The organism is Methylobacterium oryzisoli (genome assembly GCF_046557895.1).
Classification (GTDB): Bacteria; Pseudomonadota; Alphaproteobacteria; order Rhizobiales; family Beijerinckiaceae; genus Methylobacterium; species Methylobacterium oryzisoli.
In genome coordinates, this window is sequence record NZ_JBKIBX010000013.1 from 38,036 (window position 1) to 56,603 (window position 18,568).

An 18,568-nucleotide genomic window follows, 5' to 3' on the forward strand; every position below is an offset into this window, starting at 1 on the left:
CCGCGGTCGACCCTGACGCGCCGATGGAATTTTTAGGAACTTCATGATGACGGAGGCATGACGGTCAGATCTGCCCGACCGTGGCTGCGGCTTCATCCGGTTGCTCGTGACCCGCCCGGATCGCCACGGCGCGCGGCGGCGAGAATCCGGTACGGCGGGCGATCCGGCTGATCCGCTTCCCGTCGCCATCGTGGGAGATCGGGCCCGCACGATCGAAGCGGCGACGCAGGAAGCGACGCCGATTGCGCCACCGGACCGGCACCTGCTCCGACCGGCCGGCGGCCATCTTCGTGCTTGACGAGTCCGGCCGAGTAGCACCTTCTGCACCGAGAACCAGTTCAGGTCGGGAGGCTCGCTCGATGAATGTGAAGCAATTGCTGCTGTCCGTCGGATTTTTCGCACTGTCGACGGCACCTGTCCTGGCACAGACGAGTGTCAAGGTCGGTGTCCTGAACGATATGTCGGGCGTCTATTCGGATATCGGCGGCAAAGGCTCGGTCGTCGCGGCGCAACTGGCTGCAGAGGACTTCGCGGCGATCAGCAAGGACGTCACCGTCGAGATCGTGTCCGCCGATCACCAGAACAAGCCGGACATCGGAGCCGGGATCGCCCGGCAATGGTACGACCGGGAGGGGGTCGACGCCATCTTGGACGTGCCGACGTCGTCGGTCGCGCTCGCGGTCAGTCAGATCACGCGCGAGAAGAACAGGATCTTCATCGATTCGGGGGCCGGCAGCACCGATTTGACCGGGCCGCAATGCTCCCCCAACACCGTGCACTGGACCTACGACACCTACGCCCTCGCCAACGGCACGGGCAGCGCCATGGTCAAGCGCGGCGGCGACACGTGGTTCTTCCTGACGGCGGATTACGCCTTCGGCCAATCGCTCCAGAGCGAGACCGCTGCCGTCGTCACCCGGAACGGCGGCAAGGTCCTCGGCTCCGCCAAGGTGCCGTTCCCGGCCAACGATTTCTCGTCCTTCCTGCTGCAGGCGCAGGGGTCGGGCGCCAAGGTGATCGGGCTGGCGAACGCCGGCGGCGACACCATCAACGCGGTCAAGCAGGCCAACGAGTTCGGCATCACGCAGGGTGGGCAGAAGCTCGCGGCGCTCCTGTTCTACGTGCTCGACGCCAAGGCGCTCGGCCTGCAGACGGCGCAGGGGCTGGTGCTCACCGAGGCCTTCTACTGGGACCTGAACGACGGCACGCGGGCCTTCTCGGAACGCTTCGCGAAACGGGCGAACGGCAACATGCCGACCATGAACCAGGCCGGCGTGTACGCCGGACTGATGCACTACCTGAAGGCCGTCGTGGCGACGAAGTCGAAGGACGCGAAGGTCGTGATGGAGTGGATGAAGGCCAACCCCACCGACGACCCGCTGTTCGGCAAGGGCATGATCCGGCCGGACGGGCGCAAGATCCACGACATGTACCTGTTCGAGGTGAAGAAGCCGGCCGAGTCGAAGGGGCCGTGGGACCTCTACAACAAGCTTGCGACGATCCCCGGCGACCAGGCCTTCAAGCCCATGAGCCAGGGCGGCTGCCCCCTCGTCGGCAAGCTCTGACGGCGCAAGGCGGGATGGAGGGCGGCGCTCATCGCGGAGCGCCGCCGCCGGCCGCACGGCGGGCTCAGGCGTCCACCACTCCCTCGGGCGTCAAGGCGGCACCGACCGGATCGTGGAGGTCGGCTTCTCCGAGAAGCACGACGCCCGGTGCGGCGGCGATCCATCCGTCGAGCACCGCCTGTTCGAGCTTGAGGTCGACAGACGGACCGGTCGGGCGCGCCGGGACGGCAACGACGATCTGGAGATGCGGCCCGTGCCGTCCCGACCCACCGGCGCGCGATCCCGCTGAGCGGCCTCGGCGAGGTCCGCCGCGGAGTGCTCCCGAAAAGCGCGCGCGAGGGGTATCCACGTCGTCGGACAATACTCTAATCGGCCTTGCGGGTGTCGAGCAGCGCCCACTCGCTGCCTTTCACCTCAACGACGTAGATCGGCTTGATCGCGTCGCGCTCCTCGCCGAACGAGATGCTGCCCTCCAGCGCATCGAAGTCCTTCAGCGACGCCAGGGCGTCCCGGACGGCCGTGCGCTCGGCGGCGAGCTTGCCCGGTTCGGCCGTCACCTTGGCGCGCGAGGCCGCCTCGGCGATCAGGTAGACGATGTCGTAGGCGGCGGCGTCCTGCTGGTTCGGCTCGTGGCGGGCGATGCCGGCAGCCTTCGTCCGCTGGCCGAACTCCTTGGCGAAGGCCTGCGTGCGGGCATTCAGCGGGGTGAAGAAGGTCGTCCCGATGGTCAGGGTCTCGCCCGCGCCCTCCATGCGCCGCGGCAGCTCCGGGTCGGCGATCGTGGTGCCGCCGATGAGGCGGCCCTTCACGCCCTGGCGCTTCATCTCCTTGGAGAGGTTCACCGCCGCCTCGGGCGGGGCGCCGAGCCCGATGACGTCCGCCTGCATCTGAGCGAGGCGCGAGACCTGCGGCGACAGGTCGAAGGCGTTGTACTGGAAGTCGACGCTGCCCTTCACCGGGATCTCGTACGTCGCGAGCAGGCCCGGCAGGACCGCCGTGCCGATCGACTTCGACACCACGTCGTCGGTGGCGTACGCGATGGCGCCGCTGGCGCGCGGCAGGTTCTTGTCCTTGAGCGTCGCCAGGACCTGATCGATGACCTTGCCCTCGTCGCGGGTGTTGCGGAAGGCGTAGGAGAAGCCCTTGGTCAGGTTGGGCGCCGAGGACGACATCGAGATCTGCACGATACCGAGCCGCTCACCGGCCGGGAACGCGACACGGACCTCGCTCGAACTGAACGGGCCGATGACCGCCAACGCCCTGTCGTCCTCGGCGAAGCGGCGGACCGCGAGGGCGGCCTGCTTCGGGTCGCCGCCGGTGTCGAACTTGACCAGCCGCAGGGTGTGGCCGCCGACGCCGCCCTTTGCGTTGATCTCGGCGACCGCCATGTCGACCGCCACCTCGTTGGTGTTGGCGAGGCTCACATAGGGACCGGTCTTCGCCATCGAGAAGCCGAGGACGATCTCGGCCGCCCCGGCGCCCGGCGCCGCGAGCAGACAAACCGCCATGGCCGCCGCACCGATCCACTTGCCCGTCACTGTCATCACCCGGCCCTCTCTGGTTGGTCGACTTGCCCGTGTGTTGAATGACCTGGGCCCGCCGCGGCGCCTCGGTGCAGGGCGGCCGGCTCGCCCGCGGTGCGGCCGAGATAGGCTTCGGCGAGGCGCGGATCGTCGGCGAGTTCCCCAGGGTCGCCCGCCATCACGATCCGCCCCAGTTCCAGCACGGCGGCCGTGTAGGCCACGGCGAGGGCCTGGGCGGTGTTCTGCTCGACGAGCAGGATCGTGATCCCGTCGCGGTTGAGCTCGCGGATCAGCGCGAACAGGTGGCCGATGAACAGCGGCGACAGGCCCAGCGACGGCTCGTCGAGCATCAGCAGCCGGGCCGGGCGATCATCGCCCGCCCGACCGCGAGCATCTGCTGCTCGCCGCCCGAGAGGCAGGACGCCGCCATCTGGCGGCGTCGGCCGAGATTCGGAAACCGCTCGTAGATCGCGGCGATGTCGCGCCGCACGCCGTCGGGATCGCGCCGGAGATGGGCGCCGACCAGAAGATTCTCCTCGGTGGTCAGCGAGACCAGGATCCGGCGCCCCTCCGGCACCAGCACGAGGCCGCCGGCCAGCCGGGCGGGGACGCCCGCCGCCGTGATGTCGCGGCCGTCGAAGACCACCCGCCCGCTGCGCGGGCGCACCACCCCGGCGACCGCCTTGAGCAGGCTGGTCTTGCCGGCCCCGTTGGCCCCGAGCAGGGCGACGATTCCGCCCTCGGGTACGGCGAGCGACAGGTCCTGCAGCGCGGTGACGTGGCCGTAGGCGACCGAGAGCCCGGCGATGTCGAGGAGCGTGCGCATCAGGCCGCCTGCCCCAGATAGGCCGCGCGCACCCGCTCGTCGCGCTGCACCTGCGCCAGCGTGCCCTCGGCGAGTTTCTGGCCGAAATCGAGGACCACGACGTGCTCGCAGACCTCGCCGACGAACTGCATGTCGTGTTCGACGACGAGCAGCGTGACGCCGCGCCGGCGCAGCAGGGCGAGGTGGTCGCGCAGGGCGTTGGTCTCGGTCGGGTTGAGGCCGGCGGCGGGCTCGTCGAGCATCAGCAGCGATGCCCCCGCCAGGGTGGCGCGCACGAGGTCGATCCGCTTGCGCAGGCCGTAGGGCAGAGCCCCCACCGCCGCGTCGGCGCAGGCCGCGAGCCCGGCCTCGGCGAGGGCATCGATCGCCTCGCGGCGCCAGCGGTGATTGGGGACGAGGCGGAACGGCACCAGGAGGTCGCGCAGGCCGCGCGTGGTGGCGTGCTGGCCGACGAGCAGGTTGTCCACCACCGACAGGTGGTCCATCAGCCGGACGTTCTGGAAGCTGCGCGCGATGCCGTGCCGGATGCGCTGGCGCGAGGGCAGCGCGGTGATGTCCTGCCCGGCGAGCAGGATGCGCCCGGCGGTCGGTTCATAGACGCCGCTCACGAGGTTGAACACGGTGGTCTTGCCGGCGCCGTTGGGGCCGATCAGCGCCGTCGCCTGGCCCTCGGGCACGGTGAAGCTGAGGTCCTGCAGCACCTGGAGGCCGCCGAAGGCGATCGAGAGATGCTCGATGGCGAGAAGCGCGGTCATGATCCGGAGATCTCCGTGCTCAGGCGTGCCTCGGCGGCCGGGCGCCCGGCGGCGCGAAGGGCGCGCCCGCGCAGGCGCGCCGGCCAGCGGGCGCCGGCGGTCACCAGCCCCTGCGGCCGCAGGGCCATGAAGCCGATGATGAGGAGGGCGAACAGGACGTAGCGCCAGCCGCCGCCGACCCTCAGCACCTCGGGAAGCAGGGTGAAGAAGGCGGCGCCGACGAGCGGCCCCCACACCGTCTGGACGCCGCCGAGCAGGACGTACAGCACCGTGAAGATGCTCAGCGCGACGTTGAAATGCTGCGCCTCGACGAAGCTGAAATGGTGGCCGTAGAGGCCGCCGCCGAGCCCGCCGACCACCGCCCCGAGGGTGAGCGCGCCGACCTGCACCGCCCGGACGTCGACGCCCATCAGGTCGGTCACGACCGGGTCGCTCTTGATCGCCGTGAGGTAGAGGGCGAAGCGGGTGCGCGAGAGCAGCAGCACCGCGGCGACGATCGCGGCGGTCGCGGCGAACACGGCCCCGGGCCCGGCATAGGCCGTCACCGTGTAGCCGGCGGCGCCGCCGACGACTTCGAGGTTGAGGAAGATCGCCGCGATCACCTGCCCGAGGGCGAAGGTCGCCAGGGCGAGGGAGATGCCCTGGGTGCGCAGGATCGGCACCGCCACGAGCAGCGCGAGCAGGCCGGCGCAGGCGCCGCCGGCGGGAATCGCTGCGCCCATCGGCCAGCCGGCCTCGTTGGTAAGGTAGGCGGCGGCGTAGGCCCCGGTCGCCATGAAGCCGGCGACGCCGAGGTTGAGCTGGCCGGCGGCCATCGGCAGATAGACCGCGTAGGCCGCGATCACGTTGAAGCAGAGGATGACCAGAAGGCCGGACTGGTAGCCGGTCATTACAGCTTCTCCCGAGCCGGAGGACGGCCGAACAGGCCCTGCGGGCGCAGCACCATCACGGCGAGAAGCAGGCCGTAGACCGTGACGTTGACGACGTCGGCGCCCAGATAGGTGATCGACAGAACCTCGGTCAGGCCGATCAGCAGGCCGCCGACGACGGCGCCCCAGATGCTGCCCATGCCGCCGAGGATCATCGCGGCGACGCCCTTGAAGCCGACGCCCTCGCCCATGAACGGCGACACTTGGAGGTAGTTGAGGGCGAACAGCACGCCGCCGAGCGCCGTGACCACCGCGCTGAGGAGGAAGATCGCCGGCACCAGCCGCCCGACATCGATGCCGAGGATCACCGCGGTCTCGCGGTTCTCGGCGATGCTGCGGACCTGCCGGCCGAGGCTGGTGCGCGACAGCACCAGGGAGATCGCCACGACGAGCGCCAGGGCGACCGCGAGGCTGATGAGCTGGGCGCCGCCGATGACGAGGCCGGCGATGCGCAGGTTGAAGTCGGGCACCAGCGCCGGGAAGGCCTGCTGATCGGACCCGGCGCCGACGAGCGCGAGGTTTTCCAGGAGGACCAGGAAGCCCAGCGAACTGACGAGGGGCACCTCGGGCTCGCGCGCCTGGCTGCGCCGGTAGGACAGCCGCTCGACGGCGAGCGCCACCAGCCCCGCCGCCGCGATCGCACCCAGAACCGCGAGGCTCCAGTGCAGGCCCTTGCCGATCAGGATCCAGGTCACCATCCCGCCGACCATGAACAGGCCGGGAATCGAAAAATTGAGGAAGTTCAGGATGCCGATCGACAGCGTGAACGAGACCGCCACCAAGACGTAGATCGCGCCGAGCATCAGGCCGTTGACGAGTTGCTGGGCGATCATGCGGGTCGGACCTTCGGCTCGGGACCGGCGTGAGGCGGAGGGGCGGTCATCGTCGGCCGGCTCAGACCGGGTCGAAGTAATGAAGCTCGAACAGGAGGCAGCCGCCCTCGGACTTGAACGGGCCGTGGAAGGCGCCCGGGGGCCGGCAGGCATAGGTGAAGGGCTTGAACGCCTCGCCGCCGTTGCCCTGCTCGTCGTTGCCGACCGTCAGGTCGCCGGAGACGAGGAAGACCTCCTCCCAGTATTGGTGGACGAACGGCGCGGTGGTGAACACGCCGGGCTCGAAACGCAGCAGCCGGCTGCGGCTGCCGCGCCGACCCGCCTCGTCGAGGGCGCCCGACAGGATCTTCTGCCGGATGCCGGCGGGATAGCCCGGCGGCACCTCCCAGCCCTCGGTCATGTCGACGGCCCGGAACTCGTCGTGCACCTTGTTGATGGCCACGGCTCATCTCCTTGAGGAACGATGGGGGAAAAGCAGGGGGTTCAGGCGGCGCGGGCGGCCTGCAGCTCGCGGCCGAGGTCGTAGCTGCCGAGCATGCCGGTCACGAGGGCGCCGGCCGCCGCCCAGTCGTAGGTGCGGTACGAGTGGCCCTTGGTGACGAAGGTCGCGCCGGCGTAGAACATCTCGTACTGCTGATGGCGCGAGGCGAATTCCGAGCCGACCGCGTCCCAGGCGAGCTTGTAGAACTTGACCCGGTCTTCGGCGGTGGCGGCCGGGGATTGCTGCGTCTTCCCGATCAAGGCGGCGATGTCGGGGTTGGCGAAGTCCTCGACCGAGGACGGCAGCATGATGAGGCCGCCGCCGGCCAGCTCACGCAGGGTGTTGAGGATCTTCGGGTAGAGCTGCTGGGTGAGGGTCTGCGCCGCGTAGAGGGTGTGGCGGTCGGGGACGAAGTAGCGGCCCCTCTGCGTGCCCTTGGCCTCCATCGCGGCCACCAGCGCGTCGATCATGCCGCCCTCGGCGGCGAGCTGGCCCAGGGTCTCGCGCACCTGCGGGAAGGCGAGGATCCCGTTCATCTCGGCGGTGCGGTGGGCCAGCCCGATGAGGAAGCGCACCTTCACCGACAGGCGGATCATCGCCTGGTAGTTCTGGTAGACGTGGGCCGGCGTCGCGTGGAACTGCTTCTGGCACATCGCGATGTTCTTGAACACGAACACACGGTCCCACGGCACCTTGACGTCGTCGAAGTACAGGACGGCGTCGTTCTCGTCGAAGCGGCTCGACAGCGGATTGTCGAAGACGTGGGCCGCGGCCGCCTCGTAGGATTTGCGCGACAGGATCGTCAGCCCGGGCGTGTCCATCGGGATGGCGAAGGACAGCGCGTAGGGCTCGTCGCCGGGCTGGAGCGGCTGGATGCAGGTGACCAGCACCTCGTTGGCCATGATGCCGCCGGTGGCGAGCATCTTGGCGCCGCGCACCGTGATGCCGGCGGCGTCCTGGTCGACCACGCCCGCGGTCAGGAAGGCGTCCTTCTGCTGCGCGGCGCTCTTGGAGCGGTCGGCCTGCGGGTTGATGATGACGTAGGTGAGGTAGAGGTCGTTGTCGCGGGCATAGGTGTAGTAGTCGGCGAGCGCACCCGCCCGGTCCCGGTCGTATTCCTCGAACACGTCGAGCCCCATGACCATCCCGGCGATGCAGGAGGCGACGTGGTCCGGAGCGCGGCCGAGGAAGCCGGCATGCAGCCCGGTCCAGGCCTCAAGGCCCTGCCGGCGGGCCACGAGGTCGCCGTAGCTCTCCGGCAATTGCCAGATGCGGTTGGCACGCCCGCCCTCCGGCGTGCCGAAGCTCATCAGTTCGGCATTCGCCGGGTCGCTGGCGAAGTCGAACAGGCGGCCGACCGAGGCGATCGTGCGGGCGAAGGCCGGGTGGCGCGTGGCGTCCTCCACCCGCCGGCCGTCGATGTAGAGGGCCCGCCGGTCCTTCAGCGAGGCGATGTGCTGACTTCCGGTCTTCATGGTCGTTTCCTTCCCGGAATGGTGCGCCGGAGCTTTCGTCGCCTCGGCGGAAGACGTGGCGAGAAGAGACGGAACCGGTCGGTCCGGCTCAGTAGTGCATCGGCAGGGGCCACGCGGGCGCGCGGTCGTCGCCCGCACAGACGCCGTGGTAGCGGCCGCGGAAGAACACGAGCGGCGGCGCGTCGCCGTGGGCGGTGAAGCGCACGACGCGGCCGAGGAAGATCTCGTGGTCGCCGCCGTCGTGGCGGGCGAAAGGCTCGCACTCGAAATGCGCCAGCGCCCCGGCGAGCAGCGGCGCCTCGGCGTGGCCGAGGGTGTGCTCGACCGCGCTCCACTTGTCGCTCAACGAGCGAGCGAACTGGTTCGACAGGGTTTCCTGCGACCGGCTGAGGATGTTGACGGCGTAGCCCGCCGCCTCGCGCATCGCCGGCAGGCTGTGCGCCCGGCGGTCGACGCTGAACAGGATCAGCGGCGGGTCGAGCGAGACGGAGTTGAACGAACTCATGGTGAGCCCGATCGCCTCGCCGTCGCCGCCCCGCGCCGTGATGACGGCGACGCCGGTGGCGAATTGCGACAAGGCAGACCGGAATGCGCGCTGATCGAAGGCCATCGCCCGTCCCCGCGAGATAGCTTTGATACAAAGCTATCTTCGGAGATCAGGCAAGCCTTTTCTTTCGGCGAAGATTGCCTGCGGATCGAGCGCGCTGCCTGATCGAGCGCCGCCTCGGGCGGGTGCGGCCTTGGAGGAGGTGCGGCCGCTACCCGGCCGCCGGGGCGGCGCGCCTGCCCGGCTCGGTCAGCGCCTCCAGCAGGGCGGTGGCCTTGTCCCCGCACGGCACCAGGCGGGCCATCAGGCCGGCGAGAATCCGGAATTCCTCCGCGCTCAGGCAGTCGAACAGGGCATCGTTGACGGGGGCGAGGACCGGGCGCAGGCCGGCGAGGCGGCGGCGCCCCTCGTCGGTGATGCTCAGCAGCACCCGGCGCCGGTCGCGCTCGTGCCGGCGCTTCGCCACCAGATCCTCGGTGACGAGCTTGTTGACCTCGATGGTGACGAAGGCGCCCGACAGGTGCAGGTGCTCGGCGAGCCGGCTGACGCCGACCCCCTCCTCCCCTTCCAGATGGGCGATCGAGATCAGCGTCGTGTAGGCGACGCCGGACAAACCGATCTGCGACCCGAACCCGGCCCGGCACTGGGCCACGCGGGCGCTGAAGGCGAGGAAGTTCTGGATGAAGGCTCGGAACTCGGTGTCGTTCTGGCCCGGCATCAGCTCGGGCTTGGAGACGGAGTATGCGGACACGAAAGCTCCCCGGCGCGGCTTCGCCGGGCTTGAGGTCGCCTCATCCCCCCGCCCTGTCAATCGCCGCGGACTCCGGGCCGCGGCATCGCCCTCAGGTCAACGGGAGTTCGCTGCGTCATGGCTCCATCCCCTCGAGAGGTGGAGCTTCCGGGAAATCCCGGGGTGGTTCACGTCGGCGGTTCACTTCGGGACTGCGTTCGATCCTCGACGCTCACCGCCTCAAGCGCGATGCCGTCCTGGCGGAGAACGCCATTCGCAAAAGCGAAGCAGAAACGAAAGGTCCCGACCGCGCGCCGATCGTCACAATCCGTTCTGTGATGAAAAGGGAAGTAACGCTGATAGCGGATGGCTGGGGGACGTGGATTCGAACCACGACTAACGGAGTCAGAGTCCGCTGTTCTACCGTTAAACTATCCCCCATCAGGACGCCGCGGTGTCGCTGGCATCCCAACCGACGGGCGGACCGTCATGCGGCCGCCTCGGGTGCGGTGCAGATAGGACGGTTCGCCGGGACGGTCAAGGGATTCCTTGAGGCCCTGTCCCGGGGAGTGCCGCTCAGCGCAGGGCGCCGCAGAAGCGCTGGATGCGGGTGCAGGCCTCCTCCAGCACTTGGTTCGAGGTGGCGTAGGAGATGCGCAGGTTGGGACCGAGGCCGAAGGCGGAGCCATGGACCGCCGCCACGCCCTCGCTCTCCAGGAGCGCCGTGACGAAGTCCTCGTCGGTCTCGATCACCGTGCCGTCGGGCGTACGGCGCCCGATGAGGTCGGCGCAGGACGGGTAGACGTAGAAGGCGCCCTCCGGCATCGGGCAGCGCAGGCCGTTGGTCTGGTTGAGCATCGAGACCACGAGGTCGCGGCGGGTCTGGAAGGCGGCGCGGAAGCGCGCCAGGTGCTCCTGCGGGCCGTCGAGGGCCGCCACCGCCGCCCATTGCGAGATCGTCGCGGCGCCCGAAGTCTGCTGGCCCTGGACGAAGTCCATCGCCTTGATCAGGGGCTCGGGGCCGGCCGCGTAGCCGATGCGCCAGCCGGTCATCGCGTAGGCCTTCGAGACGCCGTTCATGGTCAGCGTGCGCTCGTAGAGGCCTGGCTCCACCTGGGCGGGCGTCACGAAGGTGAAGTCGCCGTAGCAGAGGTGCTCGTACATGTCGTCGGTGAGCACCCAGACGTGCGGATGCCGCATCAGCACGTCGGTGATCCGCTTCATCTCGGCGTGCGCGTAGGCGGCGCCCGAGGGGTTCGAGGGCGAGTTCAGGATCAGCCACTTGGTCTTGGGCGTGATCGCGCGCTCCAGCTCCTCGGGCTGCAGCTTGAAGTCGTTCTCCATCGTGGTGTCGGCAAAGACCGGCGTGCCGCCGCACAGGCCCACCATCTCCGGGTAGGAGACCCAGTAGGGCCGCGGGATCACCACCTCGTCCCCCGGGTTCAGGGTGGCGAGGAGCGCGTTGTAGATGACCTGCTTGCCGCCCGTGCCGACGATCGTCTGCGAGGGCTTGTAGTCGAGGCCGTTCTCGCGCTTAAACTTGCGGGCGATCGCCTCGCGCAGCGGCACGATGCCGGAGACCGGCGGGTACTTGGTCTCGCCGCGCCCGATCGCCTCCACGGCCGCCTGCTTGATGTGGTCGGGCGTGTCGAAATCCGGCTCGCCGACCGACAGGCTGATGACGTCGCGCCCCTGCGCTTTCAGGTCCCGCGCCTTCTGGGTCATCATGATGGTCGCGGACGGCTTCACGCGCGAGAGGGCGTCGGCCAGAAAGCCCATGGGACACTCCACCTTCAGGAAGAACCTGCCGCTCGGCAGGGCGGCCGGGAACGATTCCGGCCGGTTCGTCAAGCGGCGCGGACCCTAGTCCCGGGCACCGGACGGGGCAAGCGGCAGGGCGAGGGTCAGGGCAAGGGTCAGGGCAAGGGTCAGGGCAAGCGGCGGCGGCGCGTCAGGCGGCGCGCGCGGGGCGGCCCGGCGGCTTGTCCTCGCCCGCCACGTCGACGGCACCGAGCGCGTCCATGACCCGGGCGGCCGGCAGGGTGACGATCACCTCGGTGCCCTCGCGGGGCTTCGACTTGAGCTGGAAGCCGCCGCCGTGCAGGTCGACGAGGCCCTTCACGATGGGCAGGCCGAGCCCCGAGCCCTGCTCGGCGGTCTTGATCGCCAGCGAGCCGCGGCCGAAGGACGACATCACGGTGGGGATCTCGTCCTCCGGGATGCCCGGGCCGGTGTCGCGGATGCTCACGTACTGCCCGCCCGACGAGGTCCAGCCGACCTTGATGGTGATCTCGCCGCCCGGCGGCGTGAACTTGATCGCGTTCGACAGGATGTTGAGCACCACCTGCCGCATCGCCCGCTCGTCGGCCCACAGCCGCGGCAGCGAGGGGTCGACCATCTCCCGGAAGGTCTGGTTCTTGGCCCGGGCGCGCAGGGTCATCATGTGGCGGCACTCCTCCACCACGTAGGCGAGGGCCACCGCCTCCTCGTTCAGCTCGTAGCGACCGGCCTCGATGCGCGAGAGGTCGAGGATCTCGTTGATCAGGTTGAGCAGGTGCAGGCCGCTGTCGTGGATGTCGGTGGAGTATTCCTGGTAGGAGGGGGCGGCGTGCGGGCCGAAGACCTCGTTCTTCATCACCTCCGAGAAACCCAGGATGGCGTTGAGCGGCGTGCGCAGCTCGTGGCTCATGGTGGCGAGGAAGCGGGACTTGGCGAGATTCGCCTCCTCGGCGCGCCGCCGCGCCTCGTCCGAATTGGCCTTGGCCTGTTCCAATTCGCCGAAGATCGCGTCCTTCTCGGCCCGCGACTGCAGGGCCGCCACCGTCGAGGCGAAGAGGTGGCGGGCCAGCACGAGGAAGAAGAGCTGGGCGCCCACCGCCATCAGGACCAGCAGCGCCGCTTCCATCGTCCGCGTCTCGACGAGGACGCAGAGCGTGGCGAGGGTGAGCGGCACGAGGCCGGCCAGCGCCGCGAGCGGCACCGTGGCGGCGAGCATCGTGGTGACGGCCGCCACGATGACCATGACGAACAGCACGAAGGCGCGCGCGTTCGGCGCGTCCACCGAGAGAAGCACCAGCACCAGCATCGCCCAGGCGACGCCGCGCAGCACCTCGCCGATCACCGCCCGCCGCCGCGCGGCCGGCAGCGAGAGCGCCTCCGGATCCTCGCGCAGGAACCCGCGGGAGAGCGCGGTGCCCACCCCCGTGGCGAGGATGACGCCGCCGCACCACAGGCCGCTCCACAGGACCGGTGCCCAGAACACCGAGGCCGCCCCGATGGAGAGCGCCAGGAGGACCAGCGGCAGGAGCGCGCCGACCCGGTACTGCGCGAAGATGCGCAGGAGTTCGTAGTCGAAGGCCCGCTCGAGCCCGATCGAGGAGGTCAGCCGCTCGCGCACCGAGCGCACGTCGCGCGCCCGCTGCCGGCGCCGGGCCGCCTCCTCGGCGGTCGGGCCGCGCCCCCGCTGCACCATCTGCGCCGTGAGTTCGGACATGGGGTGAGGTCGCGCGGCTCCCTGGGCACCGCCGCGGGTCTCGCGGGGCTCAGATCAGGCGGGTGGGAGCCGGAGCGTTGCGGAAAATCATTAAGGTTGCCCTGACCTGACCGCGCGAATTGCGCGGGATCGCCGCCGACGCGGTGCAGCGGGCGCGAGTTGGATGTGCGGCAGCGCACACCGGCACCGCTTGCGCCGGTGGCAGGTGTCGCGCCACACCCTGGGAGGCTGGAACAGCTCCAGCCTGTCGCCCCGCCTCTCGTCGGAGACCGCGATGCCGAAGCTGACCGTCAATGGCAGAACCCACGAGGTCGATGCCGACCCCGACATGCCGCTCCTCTGGGCGATCCGCGATCACCTCAACCTGACCGGCACCAAGTACGGCTGCGGCATCGCCCAGTGCGGCGCCTGCACGGTGCACATCGACGGGCAGCCCGCCCGCGCCTGCCAGACCCGCATCGGCGACGTGGCCGAGGCCAAGATCACCACCATCGAGGGGGTCTCGGGCCAGGTCGCGGAGGCGGTCCAGGCCGCGTGGCGCAAGCTCGACGTGGTGCAGTGCGGCTACTGCCAGTCCGGCCAGATCATGTCGGCGATCGGGCTCCTGTCCGAGAACAAGGCCCCGAGCGACGCGGACATCGCCAGCGCGCTCGACGGCAACATCTGCCGCTGCGGCACCTATCAGCGCATCAAGGCGGCGGTCCACGACGCCGCCCGCTCCCTCGCCTGAGCGGGAACCAGACCGGGCGGGTCCCGCCGCCCCGGACCGTTCCCACAGGTTCTTGATTCCGCATCCGCCGCGCCGCCGGTCCGGTGACCGCCGCAGGCGAAGGATGCGTCAGCCGGAGGCCGCCCATGTTCCACGCCCTGCGCGCCCGCGCTCCCGTTTCCTCCCGCCGCGCCTTCCTGGCCGGGGCCGCCTCCGTGGGCGGCGCCCTGGTGGTCGGCTTCCACCTCGACCTGCCCGGCACGACCGCCCGCGCCGCCGGCGCGCCCGACTTCTCGAAGGTGCCGACCCAGCCCAACGCCTTCGTGCGCATCGGTGCGGACGACAGCGTCACGGTGCTGATCAAGCACCTCGACATGGGCCAGGGCAACACGACCGGGCTCGCCACCATCGTGGCCGAGGAGCTCGACGCCGATTGGGGCCAGATGCGCGCCGCCTTCGCGCCCGCCGACGCCGCCCTCTACGCCAACCTCGCCTTCGGGCCGATCCAGGGCACCGGCGGCTCGACCGCGGTGGCCAATTCCTGGGTCCAGCTGCGCAAGGCGGGGGCCGCCGCCCGCGCCATGCTGGTGGCCGCCGCCGCCGCCGAGTGGAAGGTGCCGGCCGGCGAAATCACGGTGGAGAAGGGCGTGCTGCGCCACGCCCGCACGGGCAAGGAATCCCGCTTCGGCGCCTTCGCGGCGGCCGCCGCCGCGCAGCCGGTGCCGGACAACCCGCGCCTGAAGGAGCCGGGCGAGTGGCGGCTGATCGGCACAGCGCTGCCGCGCCTCGATTCGGCGGACAAGACCACGGGCCGCGCGATCTACGCCCTCGACGTGCGCCGGCCGAACCAGCTCACCGCCGTGGTGGCGCGCGCACCGCGCTTCGGCGCGACGCTGAAGAGCGTGGACGACGCGGCGGCCCGCAAGGTCCGGGGCGTGGTCGACGTTGTGCGGATCCCGAGCGGCGTCGCCGTGGTCGCCCGCGACACGTGGTCGGCCATGAAGGGCCGCGAGGCGCTGGCGCTCACCTGGGACGAGGCGGGCGCCGAGACCCGCTCCTCCGAGGCGCAGGCCGCCGCCTACAAGGCGATGGCCGCCAAGCCCGGCCTCGTGGCGGCGCGCCAGGGCGATGCCGCCGCCGGCATCAAGGGCGCCGCGAAGGTGCTGGAGGCGGAGTTCAGCTTCCCGTTCCTGGCGCACGCCCCGATGGAGCCCCTCAACGCCACCATCGAGAAGACGGCGGACGGCTACCTGATTCATGCCGGTTCGCAGTTCCAGACCATCGAGCAGGCGGTGACGGCGCAGATCCTCGGCACCACGCCGGACAAGATCCGCATCACCACGCTCTGGGCCGGCGGCTCGTTCGGGCGGCGGGCGACCTCCTCGGCCGACTACATTGCGGAGGCCGCCGCGGTGCTGAAGGCGACGGGGGAGAAGAACCCCATCCACCTCGTCTGGACCCGCGAGGACGACATCACCGGCGGCTATTACCGGCCGGCAGCCTACCACCGCATCCGCGCCGGGCTCGACGCCAAGGGCGGGATCACCGGCTGGGAGCACAGCATCGTCGGCAAGTCGATCCTGATCGGCACGCCGATGGAGGCGATGATGGTCAAGGACGGGGTCGACGCGACCACCGTCGAGGGTGCGGCGGACACGCCCTACGCGCTGCCGGCCTATCGCTTCGAGGTGCACAACGTGCGCGACGCGGTCCCGGTGCTGTGGTGGCGCTCGGTCGGCCACTCGCACACCGCGCAGGCGATGGAGGTGTTCATCGACGAACTCGCCCACGCGGCCGGCCGGGATCCGGTGGAGTACCGGCTCTCGCTGCTGCAGAAGGCGCCGCGGCTCTCGGCGGCCCTGCGGCTCGCGGCCGAGAAGGCGGGCTGGACCGGGCGACCATCCAAGCCCGGCCAGGGGCTCGGCGTGGCCGCGCACGAATCCTTCGGCTCCTACGTGGCGATGGTGGCCGACGTCACGGCCGAGGCCGGCAAGGTGACGGTCAAGCGCATCGTCGCGGCGGTGGATGTCGGCGTGGCGGTCAACCCGGACGTGATCCGGGCACAGGTCGAGGGCGCGGTCGGCTTCGCCCTCTCGGCGGTGCTGCGCAACCGCATCACCTTCAAGGACGGGGCGGTGCAGGAGACGAATTTCGACGCCTACGAGCCGACCCGGATGAGCGAGATGCCGGTGGTGGAGGTCCACATCGTGCCCTCGACCACGGCGCCGACCGGCATCGGCGAGCCGGGCGTGCCGGTGCTGGCGCCCGCGATCGCGAACGCGATCTTCGCGGCCACCGGCCAGCGGCTGCGCTCGCTGCCCCTCGACCTCGCGGCGTTGCGCGGTGTGTGACAGCGCACGGCCACGCTGACCCGCTTCGTGCGAGACAGGGGCCACTCCAGACGTTTCGACACCTCCCAGAGCGCGGCCCCCGCCGCGCTTCTTTTTTTGTCCGGTCCGGCCGAACGGAGATCTCGCTTCGGCCGAGGTCCGTCGTGACCGCCCCGCCGAGGGCCGGTCACAGGTCGACCGACATCGACAGGAGGTAGGTGCGGGGAGCGCCCTGGAAGAACGTGCCGAACGAGGCCACGCCGGTCCAGTAATTCGTCCCGGTCACGTTCAGCACGGTGGCGCGGACCGTCGTCCGGCGCCCCTCGATCAGGGTGGTGTAGCGCAGGCCGAGATCGAGGCGCGCCCAGTCCGGCAGCGCCTGCGTGTTGGCGGTGTCGATGAACTGGCGGCCGGTGTAGATGACGGCGCCGTTCAGGGTGAGGCCCGGCACCCAGGGCAGATCCCATTCGGCACCGAGGTTGAGCTGCACGCGCGGCACCCCGATCGGCGTGTTGCCGACATTGGCGGCCACGGCCGTCCTCGTCAGCACGCCGTCGAGCAGCGTCAGGCCGCCGAGGACCCGGACCTGCGGGGTGATCTCGCCGTAGACGCTGAATTCGAGCCCGCCGACCCGCTGCTCGCCGGTCTCCGCGAAGCGGGCCTGGGGGCTGAGCTCCCCGATCGGCCGGGTGATCTGGAAGGCGCTGAACGTGGTGCCGAGCGTGCCCCAATCCACCTTCACGCCGGCCTCGACCTGATGGGCGACGTAGGGCGCCAGGATCTCGCCGGAATTGGTCGCCGTGGCCGGGGCGACGTCGCCGCGGCTCAGGCCCTCGATGTAGTTGCCGAAGAACGAGACGGTCTCCCAGAGCCGCACGACGATCCCCACCAGCGGGCTCGTCGCGCTCCGGTCGTAGGACGAGGCCAGCGTGCCGACGTTCGAGACGTAGTTGTGGGCCTCGATGCCCTGGCGGCGTACGCCGAGGGTGAGGAGGATGCGCTCGTCGAACACCGACATCGTGTCGGCGATGGACAATCCGGTCAGCGTGCTGTCGGAGAGGCGCGGGCGCGAGGCGATCACGGTGGGCGCGATGATGGGCGCCAGAACCGGGTTGTAGATGTTCGACAGGTAGGTGCCGTTGCCGGGCGGGAAGCGGCGGGCCGTGTCCTCGCTGTAGCGGGACGCCTGCATCACGAGGGCGTGGCGGACGAAGCCGGTGTCGAATCCGGCCCGCACCCCACCGTCGACCGTGGTGCGATCGACACCGAGGCTGTAGAATTGCGGGGTCGTGGTGGTGTCGCCGCGCAGGTTGGTGATCGTCGGGGCGGAGGAAAAATAGCGCTCCACGCCGGTCTGCGAGCCGCCGGCATTGCCGAACAGCGTGACCTGATCGGTGAGGTCGTATTCCAGCCGCAGCAGGCTGCCGCGATCGTCGACGTTCGCGTATTCCCAGGGCTGGGTGATGGTCAGACGGCCGTCGGGCGCCCGCGGGACGGGAACGCCGGCCCGCAGCAGGAACGGGCGCAGCGGCGCGGTGAAGCGGTCGGTCTGTGCCAGCAGGTAGAGCCACGCCCGGAACCGCTCGCCCTGGTAGTCGAGCGCGAGCGCCCCGACGCCCGTCGTCTCGGATTGGCGGTCGACCGGCGTGTCGCCGCCGCGCAGGCTGCCGACGACGCGCGCGCCCCATTCCCGGTTCGGGCCGGAGCGCCGGGCCACGTCGAACTGGCCGCCGCCGCGGGCGGCCGAGCCGTAATCGAGGGTGAAGCGGGTCAGATCCTCCCCGGCGCGCTTCGGGACGATGTTGATGACGCCGCCGACGCCGCCGTTGGGCGCCACGCCCGAGAGGGCGGCGGAGGGACCCTTCAGGACCTCGATGCGCTCGGCGTAATCGGTGAAGACGCGGAAGCTGGGAGCGACGCCGTAGACCCCGTCGAAGGCGAACTCGCCGCTCGTCCCCTCGTTGACCGGGAAGCCGCGGATGTAGAACGAATCGAAGGGCGATCCCGTCGTCTGCGTGGCGCGCACCGAGGGATCGAGGGCGAGCGCCTCGGAGGCCGTGCGCGCCTGACGGTCGCGAATGAATTTCTCGGTGTAGCTGCTCACGCTGAAGGGCGACTTCCTCGTCTCGGTGTTGCCGAGCAGGCCGAGGCGTCCGCCCTGGGCGACCTGACCGCCGGCATAGGCCGGCATCACCCCGCGCGGTGTGGCCGTCCCATCGACCGAGATCTCGTCGAGGCGGATCTCGGACCCGCGGCCCCCATCTTCGTCCCGTGCCGCAGCGCCAGATGCCGCGAACCACAGGCCGGCAGCCACGATGGCCGCACGGGATCCGCGCAGGGGGCGATACGGCGTCTGGCGCATGAGGATGGGC

The 18,568-nt window shown here is 70.3% G+C and carries 18 protein-coding genes and 1 tRNA gene; 4 read left to right on the top strand and 15 right to left on the bottom strand.

The window, feature by feature from the left end; genetic code table 11:
* Window positions 1-64: 64 nt before the first annotated feature.
* Complete coding sequence (locus tag ACKUB9_RS14610) at window positions 65-439, bottom strand: hypothetical protein (protein ID WP_407524435.1); 375 nt, start codon at window positions 437-439, stop codon at window positions 65-67.
* On the opposite strand from ACKUB9_RS14610, the gene ACKUB9_RS14615 reads away from it, so the two are divergent.
* Complete coding sequence (locus ACKUB9_RS14615) at window positions 360-1,565, top strand: ABC transporter substrate-binding protein (RefSeq protein ID WP_407524201.1); 1,206 nt, start codon at window positions 360-362, stop codon at window positions 1,563-1,565. The genes ACKUB9_RS14610 and ACKUB9_RS14615 overlap by 80 nt on opposite strands.
* 112 nt (window positions 1,566-1,677) lie before the next feature.
* The gene (locus ACKUB9_RS14620; RefSeq protein WP_407524203.1) at window positions 1,678-1,854 is read left to right on the top strand and encodes a hypothetical protein; all 177 of its coding nucleotides are present in this window, start codon (window positions 1,678-1,680) and stop codon (window positions 1,852-1,854) included.
* 76 nt (window positions 1,855-1,930) lie between these two features.
* Here the strand turns inward: ACKUB9_RS14620 and ACKUB9_RS14625 are convergent, their stop codons facing one another.
* The 13 genes from ACKUB9_RS14625 to ACKUB9_RS14685 form a co-directional block, all read right to left on the bottom strand.
* Window positions 1,931-3,109: an ABC transporter substrate-binding protein gene (locus ACKUB9_RS14625; protein ID WP_407524205.1), complete on the bottom strand. Its 1,179-nt coding sequence runs from the start codon at window positions 3,107-3,109 to the stop codon at window positions 1,931-1,933.
* A complete protein-coding gene (locus tag ACKUB9_RS14630) occupies window positions 3,109-3,438 on the bottom strand; it encodes an ATP-binding cassette domain-containing protein (RefSeq protein ID WP_407524207.1) in 330 nt (109 codons plus the stop codon). The genes ACKUB9_RS14625 and ACKUB9_RS14630 overlap by 1 nt, the downstream gene beginning before the upstream one ends.
* Complete coding sequence (locus ACKUB9_RS14635) at window positions 3,438-3,914, bottom strand: ABC transporter ATP-binding protein (RefSeq protein ID WP_407524209.1); 477 nt, start codon at window positions 3,912-3,914, stop codon at window positions 3,438-3,440. The genes ACKUB9_RS14630 and ACKUB9_RS14635 overlap by 1 nt, the downstream gene beginning before the upstream one ends.
* A complete protein-coding gene (locus tag ACKUB9_RS14640) occupies window positions 3,914-4,669 on the bottom strand; it encodes an ABC transporter ATP-binding protein (protein WP_407524210.1) in 756 nt (251 codons plus the stop codon). The genes ACKUB9_RS14635 and ACKUB9_RS14640 overlap by 1 nt, the downstream gene beginning before the upstream one ends.
* Window positions 4,666-5,559, bottom strand: a complete 894-nt coding sequence (locus ACKUB9_RS14645) for a branched-chain amino acid ABC transporter permease (protein WP_407524212.1) — start codon at window positions 5,557-5,559, stop codon at window positions 4,666-4,668. The genes ACKUB9_RS14640 and ACKUB9_RS14645 overlap by 4 nt, the downstream gene beginning before the upstream one ends.
* Window positions 5,559-6,431 carry a branched-chain amino acid ABC transporter permease gene (locus ACKUB9_RS14650; protein ID WP_407524214.1) on the bottom strand — a complete coding sequence of 291 codons (873 nt, stop codon included), beginning with the start codon at window positions 6,429-6,431 and terminating at the stop codon, window positions 5,559-5,561. Before ACKUB9_RS14650 ends, ACKUB9_RS14645 begins: the two co-directional genes overlap by 1 nt.
* A 61-nt stretch (window positions 6,432-6,492) precedes the next feature.
* Window positions 6,493-6,873 carry a cupin domain-containing protein gene (locus ACKUB9_RS14655; RefSeq protein WP_407524216.1) on the bottom strand — a complete coding sequence of 127 codons (381 nt, stop codon included), beginning with the start codon at window positions 6,871-6,873 and terminating at the stop codon, window positions 6,493-6,495.
* A 41-nt stretch (window positions 6,874-6,914) separates the two neighbouring features.
* Window positions 6,915-8,387 (bottom strand): 4-hydroxyphenylacetate 3-hydroxylase family protein, encoded by a 1,473-nt coding sequence (locus tag ACKUB9_RS14660; protein WP_407524218.1) that lies wholly within the window; start codon window positions 8,385-8,387, stop codon window positions 6,915-6,917.
* An 88-nt stretch (window positions 8,388-8,475) separates the two neighbouring features.
* Window positions 8,476-8,997 carry a flavin reductase family protein gene (locus tag ACKUB9_RS14665; RefSeq protein ID WP_407524220.1) on the bottom strand — a complete coding sequence of 174 codons (522 nt, stop codon included), beginning with the start codon at window positions 8,995-8,997 and terminating at the stop codon, window positions 8,476-8,478.
* 148 nt (window positions 8,998-9,145) lie between these two features.
* The gene (locus ACKUB9_RS14670) at window positions 9,146-9,685 is read right to left on the bottom strand and encodes a MarR family winged helix-turn-helix transcriptional regulator (protein ID WP_407524222.1); all 540 of its coding nucleotides are present in this window, start codon (window positions 9,683-9,685) and stop codon (window positions 9,146-9,148) included.
* A 346-nt stretch (window positions 9,686-10,031) separates the two neighbouring features.
* Window positions 10,032-10,105, bottom strand: a tRNA-Gln gene (locus ACKUB9_RS14675).
* A 135-nt stretch (window positions 10,106-10,240) separates the two neighbouring features.
* A complete protein-coding gene (locus ACKUB9_RS14680) occupies window positions 10,241-11,443 on the bottom strand; it encodes a pyridoxal phosphate-dependent aminotransferase (RefSeq protein WP_407524224.1) in 1,203 nt (400 codons plus the stop codon).
* Between the two features lie 172 nt (window positions 11,444-11,615).
* The gene (locus ACKUB9_RS14685) at window positions 11,616-13,157 is read right to left on the bottom strand and encodes a sensor histidine kinase (RefSeq protein ID WP_407524226.1); all 1,542 of its coding nucleotides are present in this window, start codon (window positions 13,155-13,157) and stop codon (window positions 11,616-11,618) included.
* Window positions 13,158-13,431: 274 nt separating this feature from the next.
* On the opposite strand from ACKUB9_RS14685, the gene ACKUB9_RS14690 reads away from it, so the two are divergent.
* Both ACKUB9_RS14690 and ACKUB9_RS14695 read left to right on the top strand, forming a co-directional pair.
* Window positions 13,432-13,887, top strand: coding sequence for a (2Fe-2S)-binding protein (locus tag ACKUB9_RS14690; protein ID WP_407524228.1), 456 nt, complete (start codon window positions 13,432-13,434; stop codon window positions 13,885-13,887).
* A gap of 125 nt (window positions 13,888-14,012) precedes the next feature.
* Window positions 14,013-16,217, top strand: coding sequence for a xanthine dehydrogenase family protein molybdopterin-binding subunit (locus ACKUB9_RS14695; protein WP_407524230.1), 2,205 nt, complete (start codon window positions 14,013-14,015; stop codon window positions 16,215-16,217).
* A gap of 166 nt (window positions 16,218-16,383) precedes the next feature.
* Here ACKUB9_RS14695 and ACKUB9_RS14700 read toward each other — a convergent pair whose 3' ends face one another.
* Window positions 16,384-18,558: a TonB-dependent receptor gene (locus ACKUB9_RS14700; RefSeq protein ID WP_407524232.1), complete on the bottom strand. Its 2,175-nt coding sequence runs from the start codon at window positions 18,556-18,558 to the stop codon at window positions 16,384-16,386.
* Window positions 18,559-18,568: the final 10 nt, after the last annotated feature.